We start from the raw sequence: 18,477 nt of genomic DNA, 5'->3' as shown, positions 1-18,477 counted from the left end.
AGTGAGTAGTGATAAGTGATTAGTACCATGCGGATCACAGCGCAGCTACTAATCACTAATCACTAACCGTTTATCACTAATTTCTAAATCTCAATTCCTGTCCACGATAATTTTCGTCTACCGTTCCATCGGAATATAACAAATGTCCGTTGGCAAAAGTTTTTTCAACCTTCCAGCGGAAAGTATGTCCCTCTAACGGACTCCATTGGCATTTGCTAAGAATACACTCTTTATTTACAGTCCATTCGCTATTGGGGCGAACGAGTACCAGGTCGGCCTGATTGCCTGTCCGTATGTAGCCACGATTATGTATCTCGTATATTTCGGCAGGGGCATGGCACATTTTTTCTACTACCTTTTCAAGGGTAAATATGCCTTCATCTACCAGTTCTAACATACTTACAAGGGAGAATTGTATCATAGGCATACCGGATGCTGCTTTTAAGGCACCTCCTTCTTTATCGGAGATCAGATGAGGAGCGTGGTCAGTGGCAATTGAATCAATAAGTCCGGAGTTTACAGCATCGCGCAGCGCATTTCGCTCTTTCTTTTTGATAGCAGGATTGCACTTGATACGTGTGCCCAGTTCCTGATAGTCACTGGAAGCAAAAAGCAGATGGGCAACGCATGCTTCGGCCGTGATTCGTTTTTCTGATAATGGAATATTCTCGAACAGTTGCAACTCTTTGGAAGTAGAGATGTGCAGTATATGCAGACGGGCATCGGCTATACGCGCCAGACGAACAGCAAGCTCGGAAGACTGATAACAGGCTTCCGACGAACGGATATTGGGATGATACTTTAACGGTACATCGCCATCTACTCCGTATTTTTCCAGATATTTGACTGTGTTGTCTTTGATGATAGATTGATCTTCACAGTGGGTGGCAATCAGCAGATCGGTTCCGTTGAATATATTCAGCAGACTGGCCATCTTGTCCACCAGCATATTGCCGGTACTCGAACCCATGAATAGCTTGACACCGCATACACGGTGCTTATCCAGTTGTTCGAGCAGAGGATAGTTGTTGTTGGTAGCGCCAAAATAACAGGAGTAGTTTACAGAACACTTTTCAGCCAGATGGTCGAGCTTGGCGTTCAGGGCATCCAGCGTTGTTGTTTGCGGACTGGTATTGGGCATATCCATGATAGATGTTACTCCGCCGGCGGCTGCTGCCCGGCTTTCGGTGGTGATATCTGCTTTGTGAGTTAATCCCGGATCACGGAAATGAACATGACCGTCGATAACTCCGGGCAGTAGATAGCATCCTGTTGCATCGATTATTTCGTCACAAGGAACGGCAGATTCCTGATTCTCAACCAATATTTCCGCTATCTTTTCTCCTTCTATAATCACCGAACCAGGTACTTGAAGCCCTTCGTTTACAATGATTGCATTCTTTATAAGTGTTCTTTTCATCTGAAATCTACAATTTTAAATTACCCATTAGACTTAGTCGTTCACTGTTTATTGTTTCCCACTTTTTGGGGATACTTATGAAACCAACTGTTTAGTTTCAGCTTGATTACTCCAAATACAGCTTCGCCAAAAATACTACCGTTCATTTTGGAGGTACCCAGTTCCCGGTTGATAAAGATGACAGGGACTTCGATTATTTTGAATCCGCATTTATAAGCCGTAAACTTCATTTCTATCTGAAAGGCGTATCCTTTAAACCGGATATTGTCCAGGTCTATGGTTTGGAGTACACAACGTCGGTAACATTTGAACCCGGCAGTGGTATCGTGTACCGGTATTCCGGTTATGAACCGGACATATTTGGATGCGAAATACGACATAAGAACACGTCCCATAGGCCAGTTTACTACATTTACTCCACTGACATAACGCGAACCGATTGCCACATCGCCTCCTTCTTCTGCACAGGCTTTGTACAAGCGGGGCAGATCTTGCGGATTGTGACTAAAGTCGGCATCCATCTCGAAGATATATTCATAATGGCGGGCAAGTGCCCATTTAAAACCTGCAATATAAGCAGTCCCCAATCCGAGTTTACCTTTGCGCTCCACCATGAACAGACGTTCGGGGAACTCCTCTTGCAATTTTTTCACGATGGCGGCTGTTCCATCCGGCGAGCCGTCTTCGATGATGAGAATATGAAACTCTTTTTCCAGCCCGAAAACAGCACGGATAATATTCTCTATATTTTCCCGCTCGTTGTAGGTTGGTATGATAACAATGCTGTCCGATGGTGTGTGCATAATCGTATCTGTATTTGCAGACAAATGTAACGCTTTTCCGTTACTTACCGAAAATAGTGTATCAAAACTAAGGATAATTTAGTACTTTTGCGAGGATTTTCACCACGGAGAGCACAATTATCTTACAAGGGTTCTATTTTTTTCTTAAAACTCAGTGGGACTCTTTGGCTCTTTTGGCGAGTTAAAAACAGGAACAATGACTATCACCGAACTGCAACAACAATACGCCTTTCATCCCAACGTGACTGTTATGTGTCAATTGCTGAAAGACGTTTCTGTAAATCATATTTTTTGTGGAGGATTGTGCGCTTCTTCTGCTTCGCTTTTTTCATCAGCGTTGATACAGAAAAGTCCGTCTCCTTTTGTGTTTATTCTGGGCGATCTGGAGGAAGCCGGTTATTTTTATCATGACCTGATACAGGTGTTGGGAGGGGAGCAAGTGCTTTTTTTCCCTTCTTCTTTTCGTCGTGCCATCAAGTATGGTCAGAAGGATGCAGCCAATGAGATACTCCGTACCGAGGTGCTCAGCCGTTTGCAGAAAGGAGAAAGGGGCTTGTGCATTGTTACCTATCCCGATGCATTGGCGGAGAAAGTTGTTTCGCAGGAAGAACTGGACGACAAAACTCTTAAGCTGAATGTAGGTGAGCATGTTGACTCCGGTTTTATCACGGAGGTGTTGCATAGCTACGGTTTCGAATATGTAGATTATGTCTATGAACCGGGACAATATGCTGTACGTGGTAGTATCATTGACGTTTTTTCTTTTGCGTCGGAGTATCCCTATCGTGTCGATTTCTTCGGAGACGAAGTAGAGAGTATCCGCACATTTGAGGTCGATACACAGCTGTCGCGTGAGAAGAAAAATAGCATTGTTATCGTTCCTGATCTGGCGCTGGCAGGGGCAATGTCTTCTTCATTCCTTGATTTTATTCCGAAAGATACGATATTGGCCATGCGTGATTTTCTTTGGTTGCGCGAACGTATTCAGACTGTTCATGATGAGGCATTGACTCCGCAGGCACTTGCAGTGCAGGAAGCCGAAGAGAATGGGGGGATTAAGCTTGAAGGGAAATTAATTGATGGTGCCGAATTTACCGTTCGCGCTCTTGATTTCCGAAGGATGGAGTTTGGCAACAGGCCCACCGGAACACCGGATGCTACGATTGAGTTTGAGACAACGGCACAACCTATTTTTCATAAGAACTTCGATCTGGTAGCCGCTTCTTTCAGAGAATATCGTGAGAAGGGGTATTCGCTTTATATCTGTAGTGACAGCAGGAAACAGACTGAACGCATACGGGCTATTTTTGAAGATAGAGGTGACGAGATACCTTTTATTGCAGTAGAGCGTACTTTGCACGAAGGGTTTGCCGATGATGCCCTGCGTCTGTGTATCTTTACAGATCATCAGTTGTTCGACCGTTTTCATAAATACAACCTTAAAAGTGATAAAGCCCGTTCGGGAAAAGTAGCTCTTTCGCTGAAAGAACTTAACCAGTTTACCCCCGGTGACTATGTGGTGCATACCGATCACGGGGTGGGGCGTTTTTCAGGATTGGTACGTATCCCTAACGGTGATACCACTCAGGAAGTCATGAAATTGGTGTATCAGAACGAGGATGTGGTTTTTGTGTCTATCCATTCGTTGCACAAAGTATCGAAGTACAAAGGTAAAGAGGGAGAAGCTCCCCGCTTGAATAAACTGGGTACGGGTGCTTGGGAGAAACTAAAGGAACGTACTAAAACCAAGATTAAAGATATTGCCCGCGATTTGATTCTGCTTTATTCAAAGCGCCGTGAGGAAAAGGGATTTGCCTATAGTCCCGATAGCTTTCTGCAGCGTGAGTTGGAGGCTTCTTTTATTTATGAAGATACGCCCGACCAGAGTAAGGCTACTGCCGAGGTGAAGGCAGATATGGAACGTGATCGCCCGATGGATCGTCTTGTTTGTGGGGATGTGGGTTTTGGAAAGACAGAAGTGGCTATCCGCGCCGCCTTTAAGGCAGTGGCCGATAATAAACAGGTGGCAGTACTGGTACCTACTACCGTGTTGGCTTATCAGCACTTTCAAACCTTTCGCGAACGACTGAAAGGACTCCCCTGTAAAGTGGAGTATCTGAGCCGTGCCCGTACTGCCGCACAAACAAAAGCGGTACTTAAAGGACTTAAAGAAGGAGAAGTGGGTATCCTTATCGGTACGCACCGTATCCTGGGTAAGGATGTGCATTTCAAAGATCTCGGTCTGCTGATTATTGACGAAGAGCAGAAGTTTGGTGTATCTGTAAAGGAGAAACTACGCCAACTGAAAGTGAACGTAGATACGCTGACTATGACGGCAACGCCTATCCCGCGCACGCTCCAGTTTTCGCTGATGGGAGCACGTGATCTGAGCGTGATATCTACCCCGCCGCCCAACCGTTATCCTATACAAACGGAACTGCATACTTTTAATGAAGAGATCATAACCGATGCTATTAATTTCGAAATGAGCCGCAACGGGCAGGTATTCTTTGTAAACAACCGTATAGCGAATCTGCCGGAACTGAAAGCTATGATACAACGGCATATTCCGGATTGCCGCATCGCTATCGGACACGGGCAAATGGAGCCTGCCGATCTGGAGCAGATTATCCTCGACTTTGTAAATTATGACTATGATGTGTTGCTTGCCACTACGATTATCGAGAGTGGAATTGACATCCCTAATGCCAATACCATCATCATAAACCAGGCGCAGAATTTTGGTTTGAGTGATCTTCACCAGATGCGCGGGCGCGTGGGACGTAGCAACAAGAAGGCATTCTGTTACCTGCTTGCCCCTCCGCTTTCGTCACTTACTCCTGAGGGGAGGAGACGATTGCAGGCTATCGAAAATTTCTCCGATCTGGGGAGCGGCATCCACATTGCCATGCAGGATCTTGATATCCGTGGTGCAGGAAATATGCTGGGGGCGGAGCAAAGTGGTTTCATTGCCGACTTAGGATATGAGACGTATCAGAAAATCCTTTCAGAGGCCGTGTATGAGTTGAAGACAGACGAGTTTGCCGAGTTGTATGCCAACGAGATAAAAGGTGAAGGAGCTGTCAGTGGCGAGCAGTTTGTGGATGAGTGCCAGGTGGAGAGCGATCTTGAATTGTTGTTACCTGCCAATTATGTCACAGGAAGTAGTGAACGCATGTTGCTGTATCGCGAGTTGGACGGTTTGACTCTGGACAAAGATGTGGAGGCTTTTCGTTCGCGGCTTGAAGACCGTTTTGGCCCTGTGCCTTCCGAGACGGAGGAACTGCTTCGTATCGTTCCGCTTCGTCGCCTTGCAGCCCGTCTGGGAGCGGAAAAGGTATTCCTTAAAGCAGGACGTATGACGTTGTTTTTCGTATCCAATCCGGACAGCCCGTTCTATCAGAGCCAGGCTTTTGGTAAGGTGATAGATTATATGATGAAGTACACCCGCCGTTGCGATTTGCGCGAACAGAACGGACGCCGTTCGATGGTAATAAAAGATATCCCGAATGTAGAGACTGCCGTGAGTATATTGCAGGAAATGGTGGCTTTACCGGTGAAACAGGAAGAATAAACCTACCCGTTTCTGTGTGCCTTGTAGAGTCTGTTTGCAGAGTACGCCTTACCTGTTTGTAGGCAAGGCGTACTCTCCATGCAGGCAAGGCGTGTACTGCAAGCAGCATAGTATGATACTGTATTCTATCTCTTTCCGTACAGTTTGTCTATCAGGTCCTGGCGTCCGATGCGCCGCAATTCGTTGATGATATTCCGGCGTTCTTCCGGTTTGTACCAGAAGAAGAACTGGCGTTGTGCCAGTTTCTCTCGTTGTGTTTTGGCACTGAATATCGGTTCCAGTGTATAGGGGTGGAATCCGGTATACCATGCTTCTGTTGCAACGGTCATCGGGGTAGGGGTGAAGTCCTGTACTTGCTCCAGATGAAAGTCCAGTCGTTTGGTGATGATGGCCAATTCAGCCATGTCCTCTTCCTTGCAGCCCGGATGGCTGGAGATGAAGTAAGGAATGAGTTGCTGTCGCAGGTTTTTCTCGGTGTTGATGCGGTCGAATATCTTTTTAAACTCTCCGAACTGGCTGAACGAGGGCTTGCGCATAATATTGAGAACGCGGTCGCTGGTATGTTCCGGTGCAACTTTCAGTCGTCCGCTAACATGCTTCTCGATCAGTTCGCGGGTATATTCATTGGTACTGCGATTTACTGCAGGGTCTTTACTTTGATGCAGTAGCAGGTCATAGCGTACCCCGCTACCGATAAATGATTTCTTAATGCCCGGCAGTGCATCTACTGCATGATAGATATCAAGCAGGGGACGGTGGTCTGTATTCAGATTCGGACATATTTTGGGATGGATACATGACGGGCGTTTACACTTCCGGCAGACTGTTTCGTCTTTTCCTCCCATCTTATACATATTGGCCGAAGGACCTCCCAAATCACTAAGATAGCCTTTGAAGTCCGGCAATTGCATCACCTCTTTTACTTCTTTGAGAATGGAATCCTTGCTGCGGCTTACGATGAATTTGCCCTGGTGTGCCGAAATGGTGCAAAAGGCACAACCTCCGAAGCATCCCCGGTGGATGTTTACCGAGAACTTAATCATATCATAGGCGGGGATACGCTTTCCTTTATACTTGGGATGCGGCAGGCGGGTATAGGGTAGGTTGAACGAGTGGTCCAGTTCCTCCTGCGTCATGGGCGGATAGGGCGGATTGACTACTACAACCTGTTTTCCTACAACTTGCAGGATACGCGCAGCGGCATATTTATTCGACTCCTCTTCGATGTGGCGGAAGTTAGCGGCCTGCTTTTTCTTGTCTTTCAGGCATTCTTCGTGCGAGTAAAGTTCGATATCATCTTCCGCACGGGTTACGTCTTCCGTATTGTTTCGTAAATAAGCTGTTTGCAGTAGGTCGGTCGGCATCTCATGGGTGGTTTGCAGTCGTTTGCAAAGGTCGGCAATAGGCTTCTCTCCCATGCCATAGATGAGCAGGTCGGCACCACTGTCACACAGGATACTTTTCTGTATTTTATCCTGCCAATAGTCATAATGACTCAACCGGCGCAAGCTTGCTTCGATGCCACCCAGTACAACGGGAACATCCGGGTATAGCTTTTTCAGTATCTGGCTGTATACAATCGAAGGGTATTCGGGACGCATATCCGGGCGTCCGTCCGGAGTATAGGCATCTTCACTGCGAAGGCGTTTATTGGCAGTATATTTGTTTACCATAGAATCCATACATCCTGCCGAAATGCCAAAGAACAGACGGGGGCGTCCCAGCTTCTTAAAGTCGCGCAGATCATCGCGCCAGTTAGGTTGGGGGATAATGGCTACCCGCAATCCCTGTGCTTCGAGAATGCGGCCAATCACAGCCGGCCCGAAGGAGGGGTGGTCTACATAGGCATCTCCACTGAACAGGATGACATCGAGTTCATCCCATCCGCGCAGTTCTACTTCTTTCTTGGTAGTGGGTAGCCAGTCGGTAAGTCGGTATTCTTTCATGCTGCAAAGATACGGATAATTTATAACTGCACATTTATTTTATGTGAAAGGATTCCATAAATCGGGTGACGGCAGGGTAGTTCGTTCTTACTCCACGTTGCAGTGCGGCCATCAGAATATATATCTTGCGATTTTTTAAAAACATGTGATAAAGAAGGGTCTCGGTTGTATTACCACTTTGTACCGTAATGGCTATTCCTTGTAGATTGCCTCTTTGGATTTCTTCTTTCTTTATTAACTTCCCGTTAGAAGTACTTACCATCGAGTGAACGAAATGCTGCAATAATAAATTCACCGTTTCGGCTGACATCGTTTCCGGAATGGTTTCTGAAAGAAGTGCCTCTGATAGTTTATAATAACTCACTGAGTCTTCATATTGATACATCTTGATGGTTTCTTCCTCTTCGCCAATCCAGATAGTTACCTCTTTTTCTTTTTGGGGAGTTGGGGCATATGCTTCTATTGCATATATCATTTCGGGTTCCGGATTATCTATTTTATATACTTCGGGTGGATAAGGAAAAAGGATGCTACAACTTAAACTATCAAGACTGATTTTCTGTATCTCTTTGATATAGTTGTCGATATAAAAACTCTGAATAAACTTTAGGCATTCGTAGTTGAATTCCTGGTCTTTTTTACAATGTATCTCTGAGGTATATACCTTGTTCTTGCTATATCCAATAAAGAAAAGAATGTATTCTCCATTGATATTTTTCAAAGTATATTGTGTAATAGGAACTCCCCCTTTGGGAAAAATATTCTTGTCCATGAGTTCCAGATTGCTTCCATACAGCTTCTGGGTGATAAGTTGCATCTCTTTCTTTTCTGCATATCCAGAATCAGATGGGTTTGTTGTTTCCCAGATACTGATGAGGTAAGATTTATTGGGATGTTCTTCTTCCTCTACTATATTTTCAAAACGATAGTTCTTTTCCTCACCGTCTAATTTAGTAGTGGCTGTGGGTTGTTGGTAAAAAGAGGCACTAATTCCTAATTTCTCTATCTGAATAGTATGCCACTCTCTATCATCCTGCGCTTTTATGGTAAGGGATGTAATGAAGGAGAACAAAGTTAATAGACAAGTCAGTGATTTCGTGTGTTTCATAGATAGATCGTTAAGATTGAATTAATGCATTGATAAAGCAAAAAATGAACCAACCACATATGGTAACTTTCAGTACAGTACCCATTAAGAATCCCACAAAAGCTCCGAATCCGGCTTTGAGGGCGTGATGTGTCTCTTTCCCTCCTAATAACTCTCCTATAAATGCTCCGGCAAACGGACCGATGATAACACCCCAGGGAGGAAACAGGAAAAGTCCTGCGAAAGTACCGATAATACAACCCCAGTTACCCCAACTGGTGCCACCAAACCGTTTCACCCCGAACATCGGGATAAAATAATCGAGCACCTGAATAGCTACGACAAGCAGCAGCCACAAGAAAAGCTGAGTTATTGTGAATTGTACTTTGTCGGTGAAGTGAAGCAATACCAAAGCCATATAGGCGATGGGCGGACCTGGAAGCATCGGGACGATGCACCCTATCAGTCCTGCCAACAGGCAGATGCTTCCTATGATAATGAGGAGAATATCCATCCGGTTAACCGATTCGTTTGATAATAGAGATGAACTCTTCATTTGTCATGCCGAAGCTTTGTTCGCGGTAGTTTACGAAATCTTCCAGATAGTCACTGGCTATGGCATCCATAATGTCTTTTCCGTCGAGACCAAGTTCGTCGAGCATGAAACGTATGAGACCCTGATAGGCACGAATGGTTTTCATTCGTTGGTCGGCAGCCGGCACAGCCATCATTTGGCACTGGTGCTCATTGCGGGCAATAAGATAAACGGTAGCATAAAACTTGTCTATGCTACCATATATACTGTTGATTTTCCGGGTGGCTGATCCCGGTAACTCTTTTAATTTTTGTTGTACTTCACTCATATTTAATGCGGTTTGGAATATGTTTCACCACAGAGTAACACAGAGTACTATTTAGCTGATTTCTAATAAAAAAAAAGAACTCTGTGAAACTCTGTGCCCTCTGTGGTGAATTTCCTTCATTCCAGTTTTGTAAACTGCAAAGTCATTTGTTCGCTACCGTAGATTTCGCGAAAACCGATGCCTTGTTCCGATAAGTATTCTTTTAAGTCTTGAAATGCGTCAGCATTATCCATAATAATCTTCACTGTCTCGCCGGGTTGGGCGCTACATATGGCTTTTATGGCCGGGATTAACGGACTGTAAGCAGTCGTTCCACGAGTGTCGGCGGTAATCATGATTCTTCCTCTTCTGCTTCTTGGGAGTTAAGCCAGGTAAGGTATAGTTTGATAAGCTGTTGCAGGCCGAATGCTTTCATGTTATTGTGATAGATCACGTCTATGCAGAGGTCAAGCAGGTCTTTACTGTCTTCTTCCTGGCTGGCGATAAGCGAACGGACGTTGAGTTTGAGTTTATCAAGAACAGCTTCGTCTACAATACCATTACTGTCAATCAGGTGACGGAAGAGGGCATATTTTTCAATGGTTTTCAGGTTTTCTTCGGAAACTTCCATGCTGCGTGTGCCGCTGGGATTTGCTTGTATGGTATACATAATGTTTTTATTTTAGAGGTTAATGATAGGGACAAAGATAGAACTTTTCGCGAGAGATTGAACAAATAGGGGGGAAATTAATTAAAAAAGTGATTAGTGAATAGTGATTAATGATAAGTGATAAGTGATTAGTGCCATGCGGCATGATGGCGCAGCCTGCTAATCACTTATCGCTAATCACTATTCACTATTCACTAAAAAAGTTAAGTATTGCTGCCATAACCATTGCCCGGTCTTTGTCCGATTCAATGCTTTCGAAGGGGAAACCCATAACAAATGTGCGGTAATTTCCTTTGTAGGCAATACCTGCACTTTGGTTATCCGGACTATATGTGAATACGGAAAAGGCAGGTGCTACGGGGACTATACAATCCGGTGCAGTCACCGCATACCTGTTTTCATTGGGTAGGCGGGGAATGGAAATAGTACGTCCCAGTCCGTTGATCTGTCCGGACAGGCTGTTGCGCAGTGAACTTTGATAGCCATATTTCAGAACTTTTTGTGTGAACTCCCGGTTACCTTGCGAAGTATTCATATCACTTCCAGGATAAGAGCCGCTGACGAGAATGTTACCTCCCGATTGGCAGTAAGCCGTAATGATCCGTTGCATAGGCGAGGAGAATGTTTTGTAATATGCGCGGTTGACGGGATCTTCTTTTTCCAGTCCCAGGATATAGTCCACAATGGGATATTCTTCCAGTTGTACCCGTCCGTTTTCTACAGCCTCATCACTACATGATACAAAACTATAGTGTCCTGCTGCTTGAATTGCTTTACCATGAATAAATGGATAGTCAAATGTGTTTCCAATGATTTTCATTCCTTCCAGTTCGTTGCCACTATGCCCCAGACTGCCTTTCCCTTCCTTGCCGGCTTGTTTCCGGTCGAATCCGATTTGTGCCCCACTCAGGGAGATGTTATATAAATAGGGTACGCCCGGATCTTCTTCCAGATCAAACCCTGCACTGGTAGGTGTGTTGATGATAGCCGGCCCGCTCAGACGGTCGAAACCATTGATGATAAGTATTTTCCCTTTTTCATCTTTTGCTTTATAGGCCGATAATATCTCTGAGGGGAAACTTTCGCCACCGCGGTTGACTGCTGTGACTTTGAATGAATACACAAGGCCCGGCTCTATTTTTAGGGTATAGGAAGGGTGGTTCACCAGTACACCATTATCGAAGCCGCCATAGCCGATGCGGGTATATACTACATATTCACGTGGAGTGGCGGTTGGTTCCAGCGGATCGTTTTCTCCTTGCCAGGAGAGTTCGAGGGTATTTTTTTTCTTACCGAACTGAAGGGCGAAGTTGCTTACAGGAAGCGGTTGTACAACATATTCCTTTCCGTGTTGGCTGCTCACAAAGCGGAGTACACCTTTGTAAATAGCACGTCCTACGGTGAACTTGAAGTTAGGGTCGTGCCCCAGTTGCATATCTGCAAAATTCTGGTGTGATAGTAGTTCTATGATCGTAGAGGGTACAGACGGCAAGCGTGTTTCGCTGTAATTGCGATTCCACATGCTACGCCGGGTCCAGGGGATATTGTAGGTAGTGCGGATGTCCCGTTGCAACTGTGTCAATAAGATATCTGCCAGATCACGCGAGGCATAGCGGTCCATGCCAGTGTTCAGCAAGCCGTTATTGAAATCGGTGGTATATATGCCTAATGAGCCGATTATTTCGTCTGTTTTACTATATCCGGCATCACTGTGCAGGGCTAAGGTCATTTCCAACGGTACTCCCAATCCCTTTTCTTTGGGGTTGAACACTGAACCGCCGGATAGATAATTGAGTGTATTGGAGCGTGCATTGATATCGTCGGCATAATCATTTTCTCCTTTTCGTCCACCATATATTTCATACGGCATACCTGCCCATTGAGCAGAATAACGTGCTCCCTCCAGATAGCGCGGAAGTCCGCTGACGGTTCCGCCTCGTGAGATATTTCCTATACCTCCTCCAAAACGTACTGCATCCGCACACACGACGCCATTCTCTTTGCTCTCATTGCTGAGTACCACCATGCCATAATCATTATTGCCTTTGTCGAACTCAAAAGTCCCCAGATATACCCAGGTACCTCCGCCTATCTGCTGGTTTACACTAAATTCGGTAGCTCCTCCTTTATGAAACACAATGTATTTGGCATCACTTACGCTGTTAGGTAGTGTCTGATAGGATACATATACCGCATAGTTACCTGTTTGTGGGATGGTCGGAATCCATTCTGCAAAGGCTTTGTTCTTTTTCTTTTCTGTACGGGCATAGCGTGCTGTGCCGTCCAGAAAAGGATTCTCTCCATCTTTATAGATACGTTTTTTAGATGCAAATCCTTTTCCACCTACTGTTTCCCAACGGGCCTTGCGGCTTTTCATTTCCAGATAGATAGAACCGTTTTTCGTGTCGTTATCAACAATTACTTCGTTCTTCTGCGTATCCCGTTCGCGTGGAGTGAAAACGTTGGCACCTGCGTTCTCCAACATCGGGATAACATAGGGCAGGATAAACGATTGCGTAAACAGGTCTTCTGTTGTACAAAACAGCCGGGGACGTTGCCAGCTCCATTCGCCTTTTTCATTCTTGAAATACTGTCCATGACTCTGCCAGAGAGCGATGTGTCGGTTTTGCAGTCCACGGGATATTTCGTATGGGCGCGATGTATTTGTCACCCAGGGTGCTCCCTTATAGTCAGTATTCAATGAAAGCCGGGTTTTGTCCTTTTTCTTTTTGCGGTAGGCATTGGGGATAAGGTCTTCTATGGGTCTGCCATCGGCGTATATCGTAACATCGAAAAAACGTACCGGGCCAGGGAGAATATTTTCTACCTGATTATAAATAGACTCAACTGTTTCGGGTAGAAAGGGCTGATAAGCAAAACTTTCTGAAGCCTGTATTGTGAGTTGCTTTCGGTCAAAGTCAATTTCTACACTTTGTAATGTGGGCTGTTTTATTTTAGCAGAGGCAGAGGTGTAGCTGTTGAAGAATTCATTCAGCCGATCTTCTACTGTTTTTTCGATGGCTTGCGCAAAGAGTAAATTGGTTCCTGCAATAAGTAACAGCAGGAATAAGTATAGCTTTCTCATAAACTTCAATTATTACGGTTTACCACAGAGGGCGCAGAGAACACGGAGTATTATTTATCTGATTGAAACGCAAATTAACGCAGATTTTTGCAAAATACAAATATAAAAGAAAGAATATCAGTACTCTAATCTGCGTTCATTCGCGTTAATCTGCGTTTTATTCGGATAATAAAGCTCTGTGTTCTCTGTGGTGAAAATCTTAGCCTGCAAAAGTAGAGTAATTTTCGTTATTCTGTATATAAATTACGCAGTTTCTCTATATCTGCTTCAAGGTTGTTTATCAGATAACTTTCTATTCCTCCGAATTCTTTATCTATCACACGGAAAGCCGTTTCCAGATACTCTTTTCTCACGGTAGTCAGCGGTTTTAGTTCCGGATGATCTTTTGTGATAAAATCATATTTGGCCTGGATATGCTGAGCTGACAGCATATAGTCTTCTATTATTGTATCGCGTTCCACTCCTAAAGCCGAAAGCAGCAATGCGGCTGCAATGCCTGTCCGGTCTTTCCCGGCAGAACAGTGGAAGAGGAGTGGGGTATTGGCTTTCTCTGTCAGGATGCGGAAAAATTCTTTGTATGTATCCTGCATATGGCGAACGATGAATGCGTACACTTCCTCCATGACAGCACTCAGGTTGTTTTTGTCAAAATGTGCAATATCACTCATATTGCCGGCTTCGATGGGCAATGGGATATGCTTGGACACAGTCTGTGGCAAATGATCGGCTGCTGCTTCCTTTTCGGCTTCGCCTCTGAAATCGATCACGGTTCGTAGTGGTAATAGAGTGAGATAATCCAGGTCTGTGGATGTCAGTTTGTTCATGTCGTCTGAACGCAGAAAAGTTTTCCATTTCACATGTTTGCCATAAATGGTGCGATAACCTCCAAGGTCGCGCATGTTATAAGCTCCTGCCATTGGAAGGAGCCGGTAATGAGTCTCTTCTTTCTTCATATTAATTTGTCTTTTATTTGTAAACAAAAAAAGAGTGAAGAATTCTCTGTTCCTCACTCTTCTTTATGATTATTTACTAATTGTTATAACGGAATATACTCTACGAATGCTTCCATTGCTTCATAAGAAGCAAGACCAAGATTATCATAAAGTGCAGCTGTACCACGGTTACGGTCTTCGCTACGTTGCCAGAACAGACGTTCGTCATTACCTAAGAACGGAGCACTTTCCATTTGCGACTGGTGTTTCAGGATGGAATTACGTTTAGCACGCAACTCTTCCGGACTGATAGGCACTGCCATTTCGATATTTTCAATTTCCCATTCAGCCCATGCACCACGATACATCCAGATACGGCAGTCTTTCAGCCATTTGGCTCCCTCTTCTTTTTCCAAATCTATAGCAGCAAACACAGCATCCGTACAAACGCGGTGGGTTCCGTGCGGATCGGCAAGGTCACCGGCTACGAATATCTGATGAGGCTTCACTTCGCGAAGCAGGTTACGTACAATTTCTACGTCTGCCTCACTGATAGGATTCTTCTGGATTTTGCCTGTTTCATAGAATGGCAGATCCAGGAAGTGAACGCGGTCCAACGGAATGTTATTGTATGTACAAGCCGTACGGGCTTCGCCACGGCGAATCAGACCTTTAATAGTCAGGATATCGCGTGAATCCATATCTCCGTCTTTCTTCTCTTTGAGGAATTTGCGGATCTCCGAATATTTTTCATTGATTACCAGGTCCTCGCTGTTATTGAAAATCTGGTTGAAACCATTAATGAAGTGCAGGAAACGGATTACTTCTTCGTCACCTACAGCGATGTTGCCCGATGTTTGGTAAGCTACATGTACTTCATGTTTTTGCTCTACCAGGCGGCGGATAGTGCCACCCATAGAGATAACATCGTCATCCGGGTGCGGAGAGAATACAACAACACGTTTCGGGAACGGTTTTGCACGTTCGGGACGATACGTATCATCAGCATTCGGCTTGCCACCAGGCCAACCGGTGATAGTGTGCTGCAAGTCGTTGAATATCTTAATATTTACATTATATGCCGAACCAAAGAGAGCCAGAAGTTCGCTCAAGCCGTTTTCATTGTAATCCTTATTGGTCAGTTTCAGGATGGGCTTGCCAGTCAATTGACATAACCAAACGATGGCACTACGAATCAGTTTATCGTTCCATTCGCAAGAAGTCACCAACCAGGGACGCTGAATACGTGTCAGGTTGCTGGCGGCTGAAAGGTCAATAGCTACGTGAGCGTTGTTGTGTGTCTGCAAATAAGATGCAGGAATTGTATCTGTGATCGGACCTTCCACACATTCTTTAATCATCTTGGCTTTGTCCTCTCCCCATGCCAGAAGATATACTTTCTTGGCACCCAAGATAGTAGATACACCCATTGTGATAGAACTGATAGGAGTGTTCTCCATTGTTCCGAATATCTTGGTAGCTTCGTTGCGTGAGCTGTTATCCAGCAAGATCAGGCGAGTGGTAGAGTTCAGGCGTGAACCCGGTTCGTTGAAAGCGATATTACCTACGCGACCGATACCCAGAAGAGCAATGTCAATACCTCCGAAACTTTCGATACGTTGCTCATACAGGCGACAATATTCCAGGATCGTATCTTTAGCAATGGTTCCGTCCGGGGTGAATACGTTCTGCTTATCAATGTCCACATGGTCGAGGAACATCTCTTTCAGGGCATTGAAATTGCTGTTGATTGCGTCCGGAACCAATGGATAGTATTCGTACATATTGAATACGATCACATTGCGGAAGCTGAGGCCTTCTTCTTTGTGCATACGAATTAGCTCGGAATACACATTACGTGGTGAGTTACCACCCGGCAATGCCAGAACACAGAAACGTCCTGCTTTCTGTTTATCGCGTATTACTTGTGCTATTTCGCGAGCGATGTAGTTGGCACCTTCTTCTACAGATTCATAAATATCAGTAGGAATTTTTTCAAGTCGGGTTAATACCGACCGTTCAAATGCATTCTCTGGTCTGTAGTATCTGGGGGAGACCCTGTTGAGAGTGATTTGAGAACTTAAGTTTGTTTTCATAAATTCTTTAATTAAGTTATGTTAGATTCAAGTCGTGCGACTGTTTTTTCTGAACGACAAAGATACAAAAGAAGTTTATTATAAAAACTACCTTATTGTAGGTATTGTTGCTATAAAGAGGCGATTTTAACGTTTGTTTATTTAAGTTGCTTAACTAAAATGTACATATAAACTCAAATCCGGAAAGTGTCTGCGTCTTTCCATACCGGAAACTTATCACGGAATTGTTGTAGCGATTTGAGGTTGAGTGAAACGGTGGCGATAGCTTCTTTGGTGTCCGGGACCGATGTTAGTATTTCACCTTTAGCGGAATAGACGATGCTACCTCCATTATATAGATGGTTATTACCATCTGTCCCTATCCGGTTTACTCCGCATACATAACACATGTTCTCTAAAGCACGGGCACGAAGTAGTGTGTCCCATGCCAATCGGCGGGCTTGCGGCCAACTGGCTACATATATTAATAAGTCATATTCATTATCTATATTCCGGCTCCATACCGGAAAACGCAGATCGTAGCATACCAGCAGGCAGATGTTCCATTCGCGGTAGGAGATAATGAGTTTACTGTCTCCGGAGGAAAAATGTTCAGCTTCTTGTCCCATACGGAAGAGATGGCGTTTGTCATAGTAATACTCTTCTCCTTCGGGAGTGATAAAGAAAGCACGGTTATAATACGAACCTTGTTCGCAGCAAATGAAACTTCCTGTGATGGCAAATTGAAATTCTCCGGCCCAGCTTTTGAGTGTTTGTATCGTTTCTCCGGAGATCGGTTCTGCCAATTTCCGGCTGTTCATACTAAACCCAGTCGAGAACATTTCCGGTAAAGCAACAATCTCCGTTGTCCCGTGAAGCATTTGTAGCTTATCACGGAGCAAACGGAGATTTTTTTGTTTATTCTCCCAGACAATATTAGTCTGGACGATTGAAACACGTAATTCTTGCATTACATTTATTACTAATCATTAATTACTATTCATCGATATTTCCGATACTAAAGTTTTCGGGATGTTTGCCTCTAAAGTTTTTGAAGTAGAGCTTTATTTCGCGCATGTCTTTTTCAATGTCTCCTGTAGGCATGATAGTTTTGGTGGATGAAATAGTCTTAGTAGTATAATCTATTCCTACGAGCACGATAGGGACTTGTGCTTTCAGTGCGATATAGTAGAATCCTTTCTTCCAGTTTGGATTTCGTTTACGTGTACCTTCGGGTGTGATGGCAAGATGAAATTTTTTTCTTTCAGCAAATTTGTGTGCCATCTGATCTACTAATGATGTTTTACGACCACGGTCTACCGGAATACCTCCTACGGCTTTAAAAATAAGACCTAAGGGGAAGAAGAACCACTCCTTCTTCATCATGAAGCTTGTTTTACGCCCCCAGGCACCATAGAAAAGTTTACCTATGAAGAGGTCTAAATTTGTAGTGTGGGGAGCGGCGCAAACTACGCATTTATCGTAGTTTGGCACCGTTACATTCATTTTCCAACCCAACAAGCGAAAGTAAATAAAGCTGTAAATTGCTTTTTTCATTCTTAGTTTAATTTCGCGATGGCATCAATAATTTCGTTTACTTTAGCGTTGAAGTCACTACGGAATTTTTTGTAGAATCCTTTTACATTGCCCGGTTCTGTATGGCTGATGCGGCTGATGAACTCATCCTGCATCTTAAGGATTTCGGCCATAAGTTGGTCTGCTTTGGCCTTATCAGTACCAGGAACAAACATGCTATTGATCAAACACTCTGAGAATAATTCTCCTGAAATATAATTTACGGTTTTCTTGAGTTCTCTTCTACTTGCCATAATCTATCTTCTTTTAATGTGAATATTGAATATATCAGCGGTAAAGATAAATACTTTCTTCGGCTTAGGCAAATAAATAATACAATAACTCATTACGAAGAATCAATTCAAAACTCTGCAAAAAATGATTCAAAACGAATTAAAACTTTAACTAGAGATGTTCTGAATCTATAAATGTCTTACAAAGAGATATAGATAGTATGGGATTAAGTCA

15 protein-coding genes are annotated in these 18,477 nt (G+C 44.2%); 1 reads left to right on the top strand and 14 read right to left on the bottom strand.

What is annotated here, in order from left to right; all coding sequences use genetic code 11:
* Nucleotides 1-76: 76 nt before the first annotated feature.
* Nucleotides 77-1,420 carry a dihydroorotase gene (locus HCG69_RS03100; RefSeq protein ID WP_221648803.1) on the bottom strand — a complete coding sequence of 448 codons (1,344 nt, stop codon included), beginning with the start codon at nucleotides 1,418-1,420 and terminating at the stop codon, nucleotides 77-79.
* A gap of 41 nt (nucleotides 1,421-1,461) precedes the next feature.
* Complete coding sequence (locus HCG69_RS03095; protein WP_221648802.1) at nucleotides 1,462-2,223, bottom strand: polyprenol monophosphomannose synthase; 762 nt, start codon at nucleotides 2,221-2,223, stop codon at nucleotides 1,462-1,464.
* 196 nt (nucleotides 2,224-2,419) lie between these two features.
* On the opposite strand from HCG69_RS03095, the gene mfd reads away from it, so the two are divergent.
* Nucleotides 2,420-5,797 (top strand): transcription-repair coupling factor, encoded by a 3,378-nt coding sequence (gene mfd, locus HCG69_RS03090; protein ID WP_221648801.1) that lies wholly within the window; start codon nucleotides 2,420-2,422, stop codon nucleotides 5,795-5,797.
* A 125-nt stretch (nucleotides 5,798-5,922) separates the two neighbouring features.
* Here the strand turns inward: mfd and HCG69_RS03085 are convergent, their stop codons facing one another.
* The 12 genes from HCG69_RS03085 to HCG69_RS03030 form a co-directional block, all read right to left on the bottom strand.
* Entirely contained in the window at nucleotides 5,923-7,743 is a 1,821-nt protein-coding gene (locus tag HCG69_RS03085) for a YgiQ family radical SAM protein (protein ID WP_221648800.1), read from the bottom strand.
* A 34-nt stretch (nucleotides 7,744-7,777) separates the two neighbouring features.
* Nucleotides 7,778-8,851 (bottom strand): hypothetical protein, encoded by a 1,074-nt coding sequence (locus HCG69_RS03080; RefSeq protein WP_221648799.1) that lies wholly within the window; start codon nucleotides 8,849-8,851, stop codon nucleotides 7,778-7,780.
* A gap of 10 nt (nucleotides 8,852-8,861) precedes the next feature.
* Nucleotides 8,862-9,344, bottom strand: coding sequence for a DUF456 domain-containing protein (locus HCG69_RS03075; protein WP_221648798.1), 483 nt, complete (start codon nucleotides 9,342-9,344; stop codon nucleotides 8,862-8,864).
* A 4-nt stretch (nucleotides 9,345-9,348) separates the two neighbouring features.
* Nucleotides 9,349-9,693: a hypothetical protein gene (locus HCG69_RS03070; protein ID WP_007484949.1), complete on the bottom strand. Its 345-nt coding sequence runs from the start codon at nucleotides 9,691-9,693 to the stop codon at nucleotides 9,349-9,351.
* Between the two features lie 116 nt (nucleotides 9,694-9,809).
* On the bottom strand, nucleotides 9,810-10,028 hold the full coding sequence (locus HCG69_RS03065; RefSeq protein ID WP_221648797.1) for a sulfurtransferase TusA family protein: 219 nt from the start codon (nucleotides 10,026-10,028) through the stop codon (nucleotides 9,810-9,812).
* Complete coding sequence (locus HCG69_RS03060; RefSeq protein WP_007484951.1) at nucleotides 10,025-10,342, bottom strand: hypothetical protein; 318 nt, start codon at nucleotides 10,340-10,342, stop codon at nucleotides 10,025-10,027. The genes HCG69_RS03065 and HCG69_RS03060 overlap by 4 nt, the downstream gene beginning before the upstream one ends.
* Before the next feature lie 187 nt (nucleotides 10,343-10,529).
* On the bottom strand, nucleotides 10,530-13,427 hold the full coding sequence (locus tag HCG69_RS03055; RefSeq protein ID WP_221648796.1) for a xanthan lyase: 2,898 nt from the start codon (nucleotides 13,425-13,427) through the stop codon (nucleotides 10,530-10,532).
* A 227-nt stretch (nucleotides 13,428-13,654) separates the two neighbouring features.
* Nucleotides 13,655-14,380, bottom strand: coding sequence for a tyrosine-protein phosphatase (locus tag HCG69_RS03050; protein WP_221648795.1), 726 nt, complete (start codon nucleotides 14,378-14,380; stop codon nucleotides 13,655-13,657).
* A gap of 83 nt (nucleotides 14,381-14,463) precedes the next feature.
* The gene (locus HCG69_RS03045; protein ID WP_221648794.1) at nucleotides 14,464-16,455 is read right to left on the bottom strand and encodes a glucosamine-6-phosphate deaminase; all 1,992 of its coding nucleotides are present in this window, start codon (nucleotides 16,453-16,455) and stop codon (nucleotides 14,464-14,466) included.
* Between the two features lie 173 nt (nucleotides 16,456-16,628).
* On the bottom strand, nucleotides 16,629-17,405 hold the full coding sequence (locus HCG69_RS03040; RefSeq protein WP_221648793.1) for an amidohydrolase: 777 nt from the start codon (nucleotides 17,403-17,405) through the stop codon (nucleotides 16,629-16,631).
* Between the two features lie 25 nt (nucleotides 17,406-17,430).
* Nucleotides 17,431-17,991, bottom strand: a complete 561-nt coding sequence (locus HCG69_RS03035; RefSeq protein WP_221648792.1) for a 1-acyl-sn-glycerol-3-phosphate acyltransferase — start codon at nucleotides 17,989-17,991, stop codon at nucleotides 17,431-17,433.
* Between the two features lie 2 nt (nucleotides 17,992-17,993).
* Nucleotides 17,994-18,263: a hypothetical protein gene (locus tag HCG69_RS03030; protein ID WP_002561713.1), complete on the bottom strand. Its 270-nt coding sequence runs from the start codon at nucleotides 18,261-18,263 to the stop codon at nucleotides 17,994-17,996.
* Nucleotides 18,264-18,477 lie beyond the last annotated feature (214 nt).

Origin of the sequence: Bacteroides sp. K03, assembly GCF_019734355.1 — a bacterium.
Taxonomy (GTDB): Bacteria; Bacteroidota; Bacteroidia; order Bacteroidales; family Bacteroidaceae; genus Bacteroides; species Bacteroides nordii.
The sequence above is the reverse complement of the archived record's forward strand: the minus strand, read 5'-3'. Positions and strand labels throughout refer to the sequence as shown.